The organism is Streptomyces sp. NPDC002935 (assembly GCF_040611295.1).
Classification (GTDB): Bacteria; Actinomycetota; Actinomycetes; order Streptomycetales; family Streptomycetaceae; genus Streptomyces.
Window position 1 is genome coordinate 73,981 of the sequence record NZ_JBEXNW010000040.1, and the last position, 12,497, is coordinate 86,477.

General features: G+C 68.2%; 14 protein-coding genes and 1 pseudogene. 6 read left to right on the forward strand and 9 right to left on the reverse strand.

Features of this window, described 5'->3' with window-relative positions; translation table 11 throughout:
* Position 1 precedes the first annotated feature (1 nt).
* The 8 genes from ABZX90_RS37045 to ABZX90_RS37080 all read right to left on the reverse strand — a co-directional run bounded on the left by ABZX90_RS37045 (position 2) and on the right by ABZX90_RS37080 (position 6,573).
* Entirely contained in the window at positions 2–445 is a 444-nt protein-coding gene (locus tag ABZX90_RS37045) for a DUF6879 family protein (protein ID WP_355212568.1), read from the reverse strand.
* A gap of 43 nt (positions 446–488) precedes the next feature.
* Positions 489–707, reverse strand: coding sequence for a hypothetical protein (locus tag ABZX90_RS37050; protein ID WP_355212529.1), 219 nt, complete (start codon positions 705–707; stop codon positions 489–491).
* Between the two features lie 154 nt (positions 708–861).
* Complete coding sequence (locus tag ABZX90_RS37055) at positions 862–1,059, reverse strand: hypothetical protein (protein ID WP_355212532.1); 198 nt, start codon at positions 1,057–1,059, stop codon at positions 862–864.
* Positions 1,056–1,640 (reverse strand): transfer protein spdA, encoded by a 585-nt coding sequence (locus ABZX90_RS37060; RefSeq protein ID WP_355212535.1) that lies wholly within the window; start codon positions 1,638–1,640, stop codon positions 1,056–1,058. The genes ABZX90_RS37055 and ABZX90_RS37060 overlap by 4 nt, the downstream gene beginning before the upstream one ends.
* A gap of 266 nt (positions 1,641–1,906) precedes the next feature.
* On the reverse strand, positions 1,907–2,200 hold the full coding sequence (locus ABZX90_RS37065; RefSeq protein ID WP_355212538.1) for a hypothetical protein: 294 nt from the start codon (positions 2,198–2,200) through the stop codon (positions 1,907–1,909).
* Between the two features lie 439 nt (positions 2,201–2,639).
* Complete coding sequence (locus tag ABZX90_RS37070) at positions 2,640–3,392, reverse strand: hypothetical protein (RefSeq protein WP_355212541.1); 753 nt, start codon at positions 3,390–3,392, stop codon at positions 2,640–2,642.
* Positions 3,393–4,748: 1,356 nt separating this feature from the next.
* Positions 4,749–4,991: a hypothetical protein gene (locus ABZX90_RS37075; protein WP_355212544.1), complete on the reverse strand. Its 243-nt coding sequence runs from the start codon at positions 4,989–4,991 to the stop codon at positions 4,749–4,751.
* A gap of 127 nt (positions 4,992–5,118) precedes the next feature.
* Positions 5,119–6,573 (reverse strand): recombinase family protein, encoded by a 1,455-nt coding sequence (locus ABZX90_RS37080; RefSeq protein ID WP_355212547.1) that lies wholly within the window; start codon positions 6,571–6,573, stop codon positions 5,119–5,121.
* Between the two features lie 23 nt (positions 6,574–6,596).
* On the opposite strand from ABZX90_RS37080, the pseudogene ABZX90_RS37085 reads away from it, so the two are divergent.
* The 6 genes and pseudogenes from ABZX90_RS37085 to ABZX90_RS37110 all read left to right on the forward strand — a co-directional run.
* Positions 6,597–6,896 (forward strand): annotated as a pseudogene (locus tag ABZX90_RS37085) (secretion protein); the annotation flags it as partial.
* A 51-nt stretch (positions 6,897–6,947) separates the two neighbouring features.
* Positions 6,948–7,805, forward strand: a complete 858-nt coding sequence (locus ABZX90_RS37090; protein WP_355212550.1) for a hypothetical protein — start codon at positions 6,948–6,950, stop codon at positions 7,803–7,805.
* Positions 7,802–8,584 carry a type II secretion system F family protein gene (locus tag ABZX90_RS37095; protein ID WP_355212553.1) on the forward strand — a complete coding sequence of 261 codons (783 nt, stop codon included), beginning with the start codon at positions 7,802–7,804 and terminating at the stop codon, positions 8,582–8,584. The genes ABZX90_RS37090 and ABZX90_RS37095 overlap by 4 nt, the downstream gene beginning before the upstream one ends.
* A 196-nt stretch (positions 8,585–8,780) precedes the next feature.
* Positions 8,781–8,951, forward strand: a complete 171-nt coding sequence (locus ABZX90_RS37100) for a DUF4244 domain-containing protein (RefSeq protein WP_351126442.1) — start codon at positions 8,781–8,783, stop codon at positions 8,949–8,951.
* Positions 8,952–8,973: 22 nt separating this feature from the next.
* The gene (locus ABZX90_RS37105) at positions 8,974–9,369 is read left to right on the forward strand and encodes a TadE family type IV pilus minor pilin (RefSeq protein WP_355212556.1); all 396 of its coding nucleotides are present in this window, start codon (positions 8,974–8,976) and stop codon (positions 9,367–9,369) included.
* A gap of 74 nt (positions 9,370–9,443) precedes the next feature.
* Positions 9,444–9,848 (forward strand): Rv3654c family TadE-like protein, encoded by a 405-nt coding sequence (locus tag ABZX90_RS37110; RefSeq protein WP_355212559.1) that lies wholly within the window; start codon positions 9,444–9,446, stop codon positions 9,846–9,848.
* A gap of 86 nt (positions 9,849–9,934) precedes the next feature.
* Here ABZX90_RS37110 and ABZX90_RS37115 read toward each other — a convergent pair whose 3' ends face one another.
* Positions 9,935–12,418 carry a DEAD/DEAH box helicase gene (locus ABZX90_RS37115; protein WP_355212562.1) on the reverse strand — a complete coding sequence of 828 codons (2,484 nt, stop codon included), beginning with the start codon at positions 12,416–12,418 and terminating at the stop codon, positions 9,935–9,937.
* Positions 12,419–12,497: the final 79 nt, after the last annotated feature.

Consider the following 12,497-nt stretch of genomic DNA (forward strand, 5'->3'; position numbering starts at 1 on the left):
GTCAGGCCGGCCGGTACTCCTCGTGCGGGGTCGCAAGCTCCCAGACGGCAGCGAACGCGGACGCGCACAGGTCCACAACGGCGGGATCCGTGACCAGCTCCTCACCAGTCATGGCGCCATCACCAGCGAAGTGGTTGAACAGGACCGACGTACCGTCGAACAGCCAGAAGTCATTGCCGGGCAGGGCCAATGCGGAAGCCTGCCGACGGGGCAGCCAACGTACGATCTCGCCGGCCTTGACGTTATGTCCGCTGGTCAGGTCGTACTCATAGCGCGTGTACGCAGAGATGGGCTCGGAGACGATGCGCGCGCGATGCACGGCCACCCCACGGGCGACGGAGTCAGCGACAAGGTCAATCCACCAGGGCCAGCGTTCGGCAGGATCGAAGCGATTGCCGGAAGCCCACTCCTGGTAGTCGTCATCCAGGCCGTACGCATCCCGCATTTCCAGGTGATACGCGCTGTGTTGGGCGGACCGGAACAGCTCCTCAAACGTCGCCACCAGCCACCTCCGGAAAAAAGGCCAGCATGCGCCTGGGAAACTCGATCACGGTCTCATGCTCGGGGATGTTCAGCTCAGCCAGCCGCTCAGGATCCGTGATCTTCCAGCCTTGCAGGATGTAGTGCCCTGTCTCATCGTCCAAGTACACAGTTGGTGAGCCGTTGTTGGGGCTCTCAGGGTCCTTGCCAAGTCGGTGCAACGCCATGGTGACCTCCGGGGCGATTGGTGACGATCGGCGTGTCCGAGCTTGCGCCGAATCACCCCTGGGCGCCACTAACTTGCACGAACTTGCACGCCTCTCAGACGACAAAAGCCCCGCGTCCACAGCCAGCGAGGCAGCAGAGGCGGGGCTCAGGGGGTTACAGCGGGTCCGGGTCGGTCTCGGCGAAGTCGGTCACGCGGTCATCGGTGCCGGACAGCAGGGCGGATTCCCAACCAAGCACGCGTCGGCGAGCCTGGATGACCAACGGCGCGTCGCCGGGCGGGAAGGTCCACAGGGGCTCGCTCAGTGCTTCGGCGGACAGCGCCAGATAGGCCTTCAGTCGGGGGTCGGTCATGACGCGTCACTGGCCATGGCCATGTATCGCCGGCCGGTCCGCTCGGACACGCTGTAGTGATCCGCGATCATGCGTCCGGTCACGGGTCGACCGTGCTTCGAAGCCAGCACATCCATGGCCGCGCGTATGTCCGCAGGTGTAGGGGGAGTGGTCACCGGGGCTTCGTCGCTGTCCGGGGCGCTCTGATCGAAGTCTTGCCACAGGTCATCGGCAGGCCACTGACTGGCCGCTGACGGGGCATCAGGTAGGGCCGTGTCCGGCTTGCTGACCTGCGGAGATCGCTCCATCCGCCACAGAACAGTTGGGAATGACGCGTGCAGAGCGGCGCCAACCCACGTACTGACAGCGCCCAGCGGCTCAGCGGACAGGACGCCGGACACGTTCGCGGCCACGGACAGAGACACGGCCAGCGCGATGTCACGGCCTGACCGGACACTCCACAGTAGATAGCAATCCAGGGCGATCGGCACGGCGTAGGCCGGCCACCCGAGGACGCCATGGGACAGCGCAAGGTGCCGCTGCGTCTCGAACGATATGGACATGGCCGCAGTGAGAGCGGCATAGCGGACGAGAGCGGTCACGGATGGCAAGGCGTCTCCTGGGCATGAAAATGGCGCCCCGGTCAGGTGGACCAGAGGCGCCTATGGGTGGGTACTGCGGGGGCAGGGGCTAGTCAGCGAAGTAATCGCCCAGATCTACGGCTCTGCCGGACTGCTCAGCGTCCAGAACGAGGGCTAGCCGGCGCTCAAAGGCAGCGGACTGGGCCGCTTCCAGGGACTCCGCGCGGTCTGCCTGAGCTGATCTGGCTGCCAGACGCTCCTTTTGGGCTCGCTGGCGGGCTGTCAGCTCAGGCATCGTCCGACTCCCTGATGCGGATATTCAGGCGGATGCGCGAGGCCGGCGTAAGGGCGAGCTGTTCGGCTATCTGCCGGAACTCCCCGAGGACACCAGCGGCTATGCGACCATTCAGGAACTGGGTCTCCAGCGCGACGTAGACAGCGACGATGCCGATCACGTCCTCTGACCACGTGTTCGCAGCGGGACCAGTCCACAGCTCATGCCAGCGCTGCTGCTCAACGTCGGTCCAGGTGCGGCCGGCCGGCAGATCAGGGACGGGCAGGGAGCAGACGGGATCGATCATGATTGGGGCAATGCGCTCTGGTCGCGGAGCGTAGTTACCGCGCTGAGTGCCCGGTTTACCAGGCATTATGACTCCTAGTCAGGTAAATATGACTCTCTGTGTACGCTGGGTGAACTTTTAGAATTGGGCGCGCCGGCTAGAGCCCTCCCCCGCGTTCAGGGCCCCCACCCCCCAAAGGGGTACTCCCCCACCCCTATCGTTCAATTCGGGCATCTAGGTACACGTTGCCCTGTTTTGACGCTGCGTGATGATCAGCGGACTTGACTCTGCTTCCGTCGGGCCCACTCGTACGCATGGACCAGGCAGCGAGCAGGCCCACCGGTGGCAACATCGCAGCGAGGGTGACGGCAGGTAGCTGGTGCAGGTATGGCGCTGTCCTCTCAGGCAGACAGGCTGGTCAGCGCGTGTGAACTGACCAGCCACCTACGAACTTTCGTACCTACAGAGCGTTGCGCTGGTACCCGCGAGCGGCGATGACTGCCTTGCGCAGGTTCACCAGGGCCAGGGCCGTACGTCCAGTGGCCACACGCTTGGGATCGTCGGACTCTGCGGCAGCCTGAAGCATCTCGTTACGGACGATGACCTTGATGGCGTCCGCAGTCCTGGGGTCGACCTTGCGGGACTGCATGTAAAGGCTGAGCCATCCCTGATCCGCGACCAGAGCGCCAACCGCGTCGCTCCGCTTGGCCAGTTCCTTGGCGCTGTCAGCCATGTCCAGGCCGTTGGCTGCATCCAGCACCATCTTCACGTCTGAGCGGGCCGCTACGTCGGCGCCAGCGGGCATGGCCGGCCGGGCAGCCTGGTAGAGAAGCGCGTCCGCGACGTCGATCTTCGTGTCTGCGCCATCCAGGATCTCGGTCACCTTGGCCATGGCATCGCCGATCTCCTGCTTGGCCAGGCGCTCACGGCCAGCGGGATACAGCATGTCGTTGGCCAGGTGCTTGTCCGCCGCTGCCTTGGCCCGGAAAGCCGTGTCCGGGGCGTTCTTGATGTCGCTGGACGCGCTCCGAAGTAGCTCGCGGATGTCGGCAGGCATGTTCGCGCTCATGTCCGCAGCGTTGCTGAAGGCGTCCACCAGCTTTACGGCTGCCTTGGCCACCCCCTGGACCGCTTCAGCGGCGATGTCTCGGTCACCCATGCTCTGGTACGTGGCGGTGCCGTCAGGGTTGGTGGTCTTGATCGGGTCGGACATGTGAATTCCCTTAGTGGTCAGCGTCGATGAGACGCACTTGGTGGATGAACGGGACTGCGTCACCTGCAGAGTCGCGGCGAGTCACCATCAGCCCAATGGCCTTGCACAGCCTGCGGAACGTGCCCAGCGGCATCGTTGGCCGTGCGTCTGCGCGAAGTCGGGACTGGGCGGCGCGGTAGACCTCCGTGAGTGGCAGCACGTTTCCGCTGGCCGGCTCTACGACGCGTTCCATGGCGTGCACGAAGCTGGGGATGTACTTCCTGTCGTCTGGTCTCACGCGGGCTTCCTAAGTCGGGCGTAGGCGAGATCAAGGGCGCTATGACAGGGGCGGCATAGCGATTGGTAGTCCATGGGGTCCGGCGAGTACCTGTACGGCCCGTCTTTGAGGCACGGAACCAGCGGAAGCAGCGCCCAACTCTGGGCCTGTGCACCGCAGTAGCACTTGTGGTCGGCAGCCTTTCCGCGCGCCTCTTCAGTGCGTCGATGAGCGGCCCTGTAGCGGCTGTGTGGCTCCTTGTTGGGGCCCGACTGCCTCCGTTGCCAGACAGCGCGTCCCGGGGTCGTCTGTGCGTACTCACGGCCGTGTCTGCGGGAACAGCCCAGGCATAGGTACTGGCGCCCGGACCATGTATGTGCATCTCGCTTCAGGTTGGATGCGTCGGCCAACTCACCGCATTCACGGCAGGTGGCAGCCAGCAGGGATCGATAAGTCATGTTCGCGGTCCTTAACGCAGAAAGCCCCCGAACGCAGGGAGGACCCAGCAAGAGGGACCGCGAAGCCCTTGCTGAATCTCAACCTGCGCCCGGGGGCGACTGCTGGCCGGTTATTAGAGTCCTGGCCAGGTGGACTTGTCTGTGTACGCAGCACTCGGATTCGCGGTCCGTGCTGCTGAACTAGGGCGCTGTGATTGCGCCTCTACCTTGGTTCTGTCGAGTCGGTTACCCCTGGATGCCCAAGCCGGACATGTTGGACAGTCAGCGGAGCGGGGCAACTGTGCCTCCACTAGAGGCCTGTCCCGTCGGTGACCTCTCCGAGCGCGAAGCGGACATAGTCAGGCAAGAGGGTGCCGTGTCGAAATGCAGAAATGAAGGCGAGTCTGGTTTAGAGCTAGACACGTTAGAGGTTATCTGGGGGACCTACATTTCTACATCTCTACATTCTTGCAGGTCAGGGCCCTGTAATTGATCTTGTGAGTGCAGGTGCCCCCTTCCCGCTGTAAGGCCGCTGATCGCCCACCACCAGCAACCACGCTTAATGAGGGCACGTCAGCCCGAAGCTCTGTACGGCTGTCTGAGTGCACAGCGAAGCCCCGCCCAGCCACAGGGACCGAACGGGGCAGGGAAGCTCTTAGGCGGTCAGCCAGCCAGCGCAGCGGGGCTACCCAAGAGGCACTGCTGAAGGCGCTCGAACCTGTCTATTCGCTGCGCGGTCAGTATGGTCTTGTCGCCTGCGTAGCGCGCTCGGTAGAGGCCGGCCAGGGTCTTCTCAATCCTCTTCCACTCCAGCAGGCGGAGCATCTCTGCTTCCCGCTCGTTGTACTCCGCTTCCTGCTGTGCGCACTCTGCTTCGAACTGGGCCAAACGCTCTTCGCGAGTCATCTAGACTTAGCCTTTCCCTTTGATGGGACGCTGGCCGGGTCTCTTCCGCCAAGTCGTGGCCTGGCCGGCGCCATTCGTGCTGATTTGCCGTGCTGTTGCTGTTAGGAGCCCATCTCGGGCCAGCTCCTCACAGTCGGTCCGCTACTAGTTCGTCAGGCGGACTCCACTCAAGCCGTAGGCGCGCGGGGTCAAAAATTCGGCTTCCTGGTTTACCGGGGCTGACTTCCAGCAGCCCGAAAGCCTCAGCGAGTGCGTCTCTCTGGTCATCAAGGTGCGCATCCGTCCACCACTGGGCGACAGTCAGACCCGTGTCTACAATTTCGATGTGCTGTACGGGTGGCTTGTCTTCCAGCTCCTCCCGCTGAGCCTGCAACGCTGCCAGGCGCTCGAACAGCGAGGCGGTAGCACGGGTGGCGACCTGCGCCATTACATCGGCGATCTCCGCGTCTACCGCTGGCAGTTCGTCTATGCCCTCAGTGACCACGTGCTCTCGCGTCATTCGCATGGACCCAACGGCACGCAGATACCGGTCTGTCACGTGGTCTTCAATGACCTTGGCGCCAACGCTGACAGCCGCAGTACATGCCTTGCCCATTCCACGGGACATGCACCGGTAGGCGGCAGTTCGGCCGTTGCGGCGGACCACGGTCAGCACCGCGTGGCAGGAGAAGCACGTCAGAAGCCCTGACAGCAGCCGGGATGGCTGGCGCCCCATGGGTGTGCGCCGTTCCCCTTGGGGGTTACAGGCTGCTTTGAGTGCGGAGTGCTCCGCCTCGCCGATGATCGCGGGGAAGGGGGTCAAGATCGCGCCCTCAGCGTCACGTACAGGCTTACCGCCGCGTGATACCCGTCCGAGGATGGCGTCACCGGTCAGAACGTGGAGCAGCCCTCGCCTGGACCACTCGTCCGTACGTCTAGGCGAATAGCCCTGGTCATTCAGCCAGCGGGCCACGCGTCCGAGGGTGTGTCCGCTGAGTACGCGGTCAACGCTCTCGCGGATGGCCTGCGCCTCTCGGGGCTCGATGGCCAATGACTGGCCCTTACCGTCCGCAGCGGGAACAGCCTTGTACCCATAGGGGGTGAAACCGCCCCTGTACCGTCCAGCCTGGGCGATGCGCCTGTGCGCTGCCTTGCTGCGTTCCCGCATGCGCTCTCGTTCTGCGCGGGCAATCTCTGCCTGGAGTACGAAGCGCATGCGGAACGTCTCGCCGTGATCGCTGTCGAGACCCTTGACGTCCAGCAGGCGTACGGGCCGGCTGATCTGGCGACCTGTGGCGGGGTCCTTTCCTTCAACCACATCGAGAAGCTGAGCCGCTACGTTCAGCCCCTCACGGGTCAGCCGGTCCACGTGCCACGTAAGAAGCACCTGCGCCCGTCCGCTGCGCGCGTCAGCGATCCACGCAGTGAACGCAGGCCGGTCCCGGTATCCGCCCGAAAGTCCGTCATCTACGTGTAGGGCTACCTCCGTCATCCCTTCCTGTCGGCAGAGTTCCCGCAGGTCATCGGTCATGCCGTCTAGCGACAGGTTGGTATCTGAGGCTTGCCTGCTGAGCCTCACATACAGACTTGCTCGGGTGGTCATGAGGTGAGTTTTAGCAGACGTTGGCGTTGTCCGTGGTTCTGCATCTCGTGCGGGACCGGGCCGGACAGCGACGGATCGCCGAGGTGCATGTGCTGGAACGCGACGCGTCGGGGCTGGTGGTGACGGTGCCGGCGCTGCGGTGGGGCGAGGACGCCTTCGTGTGCGAGCGGGGGTGGGAGCGGCTGCGGGGGCTGCTTCGGGACGGGAGCGAGGGACAGCCAGGGCCGATTCGGCTCGGGACGGAGGGAGTTCCACAGAGGGAGTCCCACGGGACTGGCGGAGCGCGAGGAGCCCTTCGGACGGAAAGGACGGCGGGGCCGTGACAGGGGTCGGACGTCGAGACGTGAACGGGGAGCGGGATGAGGATCGGTGAGATGGCGGACGCGTCCGCGGGGGCGGCCGTGGCGTGCGCCGGGATCGCGGCCTGGCTGATCGGCGGGCGCGGCTCGGGGGTACGCAGAGCGAGGTTGCTGCTCGCGGGTGGTGGGGTGGCGACCGGACCACCCCGGTGGGAACGGGTCCTTGTCGACTGGCGGCGGCTACGCGCGCGACTGCGACCCGAACTCTGGTCGCTGGCAGCGGGATTGGTGATCGCGGCACTGGGCGCCTCGGTAGTGCCGCTTCTCCTCGGGGCCGCCGGAGTGCCCCTGCTGCGAACGGTGCGGCGGGCGGGAGAGGCACGGCGCGATCGGGAGCGGCGCGGTGACGCGGTGATCGCCCTGTGCGCCGCGATGGCGGGCGAGGTGCGGGCCGGACGGCAGCCCGGCGAGGCGCTGCTCGGAGCCGCACGCGACTCGGACGGACTTGGTGACGCGCAGCCGGTGGTCCTGGCGGCGGCGAGGTTCGGCGGGGACGTGCCGGGTGCGCTCACCGAGGCGGCACGGCAACCCGGCGCCGACGGTCTGGTGGGGCTCGCCGCGTGCTGGCGTGTGGCCGTGGACCGGGGCGCGGGACTCGCGGCGGGCCTGGACCGGCTGGAGGGCGCGCTACGCGCCGAGCGCGATCAAATTGCGGACATGCGTGCCCAGTTGGCCGGGTCGCGCTCGACGGCCTCGATGCTCGCGGGCCTGCCGGTTCTCGGCCTCCTGCTCGGCACAGCGCTCGGTGCGGACCCGCTGCACGTGCTGTTGCACACCGGTCCCGGACTGGGCTGTCTGCTGGTCGGCGGGGCGCTGGAGGGCGTGGGGCTGTGGTGGGCGCTGAGGATTGTGCGAGGGGCGGAGACGGCATGAACGCGGAAGTTGTCCACAGGCTGGGGGTACTTGTGTGCGGGGTGCTCCTGGTCGGCTCGTCGGCCCGCTGGTTCGGGGCGTTGCGGCGCCAGCGGAGAGCGCGCCGGCGGCTGGCCGAGCTGCTGCTCCTGGAGAAGGCGCCGTCGTCGCGGCGCCGCGACGTACGTGACTACGGCCGACGGTGGCTGCCGGTGCTGGGCGTGGTGTGCGCCGGCTGGGTCCTGATCGGCGGTCTCGCCGGGGTTCTGGTGGGGCTGGCGGCCGGGTTCGGGGTCCGGCGGTGGCGGCAGCGGCGGAATCCGGCGCCGCTGGAGGAGTACGACGTGACGCGGGCGGCCCGCCAACTACCGCTCGCTGCCGACTTGGTGGCGGCGTGCATCGCGGCGGGGGCGAGCCCTGTCACGGCGGCCCAGGCCGTGGGCGAGGCACTGGGCGGACCGGTGGGCGAGCGGCTGGAGCGGGGCGCGGCGGAGGTGCGGCTCGGGGGCGAACCTGCCGATGCGTGGCGCCGGTTGGCGTCGATACCGGGCGCCCGGGGGTTGGCTCGACTGCTGGAGCGGGCGGGTGAGTCGGGCGTACCGGCGGCTGTGCCGGTCGGTCGGCTCGCTGCGGAGGCCCGAGCCGAGTGGGGGCGCACCGCGACGGCACGGGCACGGCGGGCGGCCGTCATGGTCACGGCGCCCGTGGGGCTGTGTTTCCTGCCCGCCTTTCTCGCGATCGGTGTGCTGCCCGTGGTGATCGGGCTGGCCGGCGGGTTGCTGCGAGGGGGTGGTGGGTGAGAGGCGACAGCAGCGACGAGCGGTGAAGGACGAGTGGGCGACATGACCGACGGGGTCGGACCTTACGGGGGTTGAAATGAGCAGGACGGTACGAGTTTTCGGACGAGGACTGGAACGAGGCCGAGGGCCAGGGCCAGGGCCAGGGCCAGGGCAAGAACAAGGGCAAGAACAAGGGCGGGTACACACGCGGGTCCGGATGCTCGCTTCGGCGGCGCGGAGGGACGCGGGAATGGTCACCTCCGAGTACGCGGTGGGTGTCATCGCCGCGGTGGCCTTCGCGGCCGCGCTCTACAAGGTGGTGACGAGCGGGCAGGTCGGCGAGGAGCTGCAGGGCATCGTGGGGCGGGCGCTCAATGTCCAGATGTGAACGGGGCCCGCGGACGGCCCTGTTGAGGACCGCTCAGGTCCGTCGGCGTCGGGACGGTGGATTCGTCACCGCTGAGGCCGCTGTGGTGCTGCCCTCGCTGGTGCTCGTCGGCATGGCGCTGGTCTGGGCCCTGCTCGCCGCGTCCACGCAGATCCAGTGCGTGGACGCGGCGAGGGCGGGGGCCCGGGCGGCGGCGCGCCAGGACTCGCCGGAAGCGGTCCTGGCGACGACCCGCCGGGCGGCCCCTCCCGGCGCGAGGGTCACGGTGAGAAGGGAGGCCGACCTGGTTCGGGTGACGGTAGGCGCGAGTACGCCGGGGCCCGCCGCGATGTCCCTGGAACTGAGTGACGAGGCGGTGGCCCTGGCGGAGGAGACGGTGGGGGTGCCGGAGGAGACGGTGGGGGTGGACGGGAGATGAGGAGCTGGAGTCGCCGACGGAGCAGGCGATGTGCGTGGTCGTCCGTTGCGGGCCGGCGGTGTGCGTGGTGGTGCGTGCCCTCCGACAGAGGATCGGCGACCGTCTGGACGGTGGGTGCGATCGCTGTGCTGTGCGCCGTCTTCGGAGTGGTGCTGGCGATGGGGCAGGCCGTCCTGGTGCGGCACCGGGCGGCGGGGGCGGCGGATCTGTCGGCTCTCGCTGCGGCGGACCACTGGAGCGACGGCGGCACGGCGGCGTGCGCCCGCGCGGACCGAGTGGCGCGGGCGCAGGGCGCGCGGCTCGTCCGGTGCGCGGTCGTGGGGGAGATCTCGGACGTGACGGCTGCATCCGGACAGGGACCGTTCACCGCGGAGGTCAGATCGAGGGCGGGCCCCGCGGGGCCGGCAGGGCCTGTGGGGTCCACCGGACCTGCGGCGCCCTCACCCCTCGCGCGCCGGGCCTTCACCCTCCGGCCCTGATTCCTCCGGCCTTGATTGCTCCGGCGCTGATTCCTCCGGCCCTGATTGCTCCGGCTCTCACTCCTCCGGTCTCACTCCTTCGGCTCTCACTCCTTCGGCTCTTGCTCCTCTGGCTCCTGCTCCTGCGGTGCCGCGCGCAGCAACTCCGTGAGCAGGCGTACGGCGCCTCGCTTGTGCAGCGGATCGTTCCCGTTGCCGCACTTGGGGGACTGGATGCAGGAGGGGCAGCCGGCGTCGCACTCGCAGGAGGCGATGGCCTGGCGGGTGGCGGTGAGCCAGGAGCGGGCCGTGTGGAAGGCGCGCTCGGCGAATCCGGCGCCGCCCGGGTGGCCGTCGTACACGAAGACGGTGGGCAGGAGCGTGTCCGGGTGGAGGGGGACGGAGACACCGCCGATGTCCCAGCGGTCGCAGGTGGCGAAGAGCGGCAGCATGCCGATCGACGCGTGCTCGGCGGCGTGCAGGGCGCCGCCGAGTATCTCCGGGTTGATCCGGGCCGCGTCGAGCTGGTCCTCGGTGACCGTCCACCAGACGGCGCGTGTGCGGAGCGTACGAGGAGGGAGGTCGAGTTTCGTCTCGCCGAGAACCTCACCGGTGATGACACGACGACGCAGGAAGGAGACGACTTGGTTGGTGACTTCGACGGAGCCGTAGCACAACCGGCCTTCGCCCCAGGGGACTTCGACGTCGGTTTCGAGGACGGCGATGGACGTGGTGTCGCGGGCGACCGTCGAATACGGCGGGCTGGCCTCCTCGACGAGGGCGACGGAGTCCTCCAGGTCCAGTTTGCGCACCAGGTACGTACGGCCCTGGTGCAGATGGACCGCGCCCTCGTGGACCGCCGTGTGCGCGGCGCCCTCGTCGACCGTGCCGAGGAGGCGTCCGGTCCCGGACTCGACGACCTGCACGGGGCTGCCGCCGCCCCCGCGGATGTCGGTCAGGTCGGCGGCCCGCTCCCGGCGGGTCCAGTGCCAGGCCGTCGCCCGGCGACGCAGCAGCTTCGCGGCCTCCAGTTGTGGCAGCAGACCGGCGGCGGCGGGGCCGAAGAGTTCCAGGTCGTCGTCCGTGAGAGGGATCTCGGCGGCGGCGGCGCACAGGTGCGGGGCCAGGACGTACGGGTTGTCGGGGTCGAGGACCGTGGATTCCACCGGTTGGTCGAACAGGGCCTCGGGGTGGTGGACGAGGAAGGTGTCCAGTGGGTCGTCGCGGGCGACCAGGATCGCCAGGGCGCCCTGCCCGGAGCGTCCCGCGCGGCCCGCCTGCTGCCAGAGGGAGGCGCGGGTGCCCGGGTAGCCGGCGATGACGACGGCGTCGAGGCCGGAGACGTCGACGCCGAGTTCGAGGGCGGTCGTGGCGGCGAGGCCGAGGAGTTCACCGGAGTGCAGTGCGCGCTCCAGGGCACGGCGTTCCTCGGGGAGGTAGCCGCCGCGGTAGGCCGCGACGCGCCGGGCCAGTGAGCGGTCGATCTCGGTGAGGCGTTCCTGTGCGATCAGCGCGATCAGTTCGGCGCCACGCCGGGAGCGGACGAAGGCGATCGAGCGCATGCCCTGGACGGTGAGGTCGGTCAGCAGATCGGCCGTTTCGGCGGTCGCGGTACGCCGGACGGGTGCACCTTTCTCGCCGTGCAGTTCGGTGAGCGGGGGCTCCCACAGGGCGAACACCAGTTCCCCTCGGGGGGAGGCGTCGTCGGACACCTCGACCACCGGGAGGCCGGTCAGGCGGCGCGCCGCGACCGAGGGCTCGGCGGCGGTGGCGGAGGCCAGCAGGAAGACGGGAGAGGCGCCGTAGCGGGCGCACAGGCGGCGCAGGCGGCGCAGTACCTGGGCGACGTGGGAGCCGAAGACGCCGCGGTAGGTGTGGCACTCGTCGATGACGACATAGCGCAGGGCGCGCAGGAAGGAGGACCAGCGGGGGTGGGAGGGCAATATCCCGCGGTGCAGCATGTCGGGGTTGGTCAGGACGTAGTTGGCGTACTGACGTACCCATTCGCGTTCCTCGAAGGGCGTGTCGCCGTCGTACACGGCTGGGCGTACGGCATTGCCCAGCGGTTGTGAAAGTTCCTTCACCGAACGGCGCTGGTCGGCCGCCAGGGCCTTGGTGGGGGCCAGGTAGAGGGCGGTGGCGCCCCGGCCGTTCGGGGCCTCGGAGCCGTCCAGGAGGGCTGTCAGGACCGGGGCCAGGTAGGCCAGGGACTTGCCGGAGGCGGTGCCGGTGGCGACGATCACCGACTCGCCGTCCAGGGCGTGCTCGGCAGCGCGTGCCTGGTGGGCCCAGGGGTGTTCGATGCCCGCGGCCTGCACGGCGGCGATGACCTCCGAGCGGATCCGGTCGGGCCAGACGGCATGGCGACCCGCTCGCGGGGGCAAGTGCTCCGTATGAGTGATGCGCGAAGCCCGGCTCGGCCCCGAGGCGAGCCGGTCCAGGACGGTGCTCGGCGAGGGGCGGGACGCGGTGTCCGTCGAGGATCGATCGGATCGGTGATTCTTGGCCATCGGCATCGAGTGTGTCACTGGCGTGACGGACAATGGGCTCAAGGCGTCGTGCACGCCTGCCGGTAAGTGATTGAATGCCATCGCGGCTGGCGAACCGTCCCGGGGGCTCTGCCGAGGTGTCCCATGGGGCGACCGCTCGATAGCAAGGTGCTGGAGGATC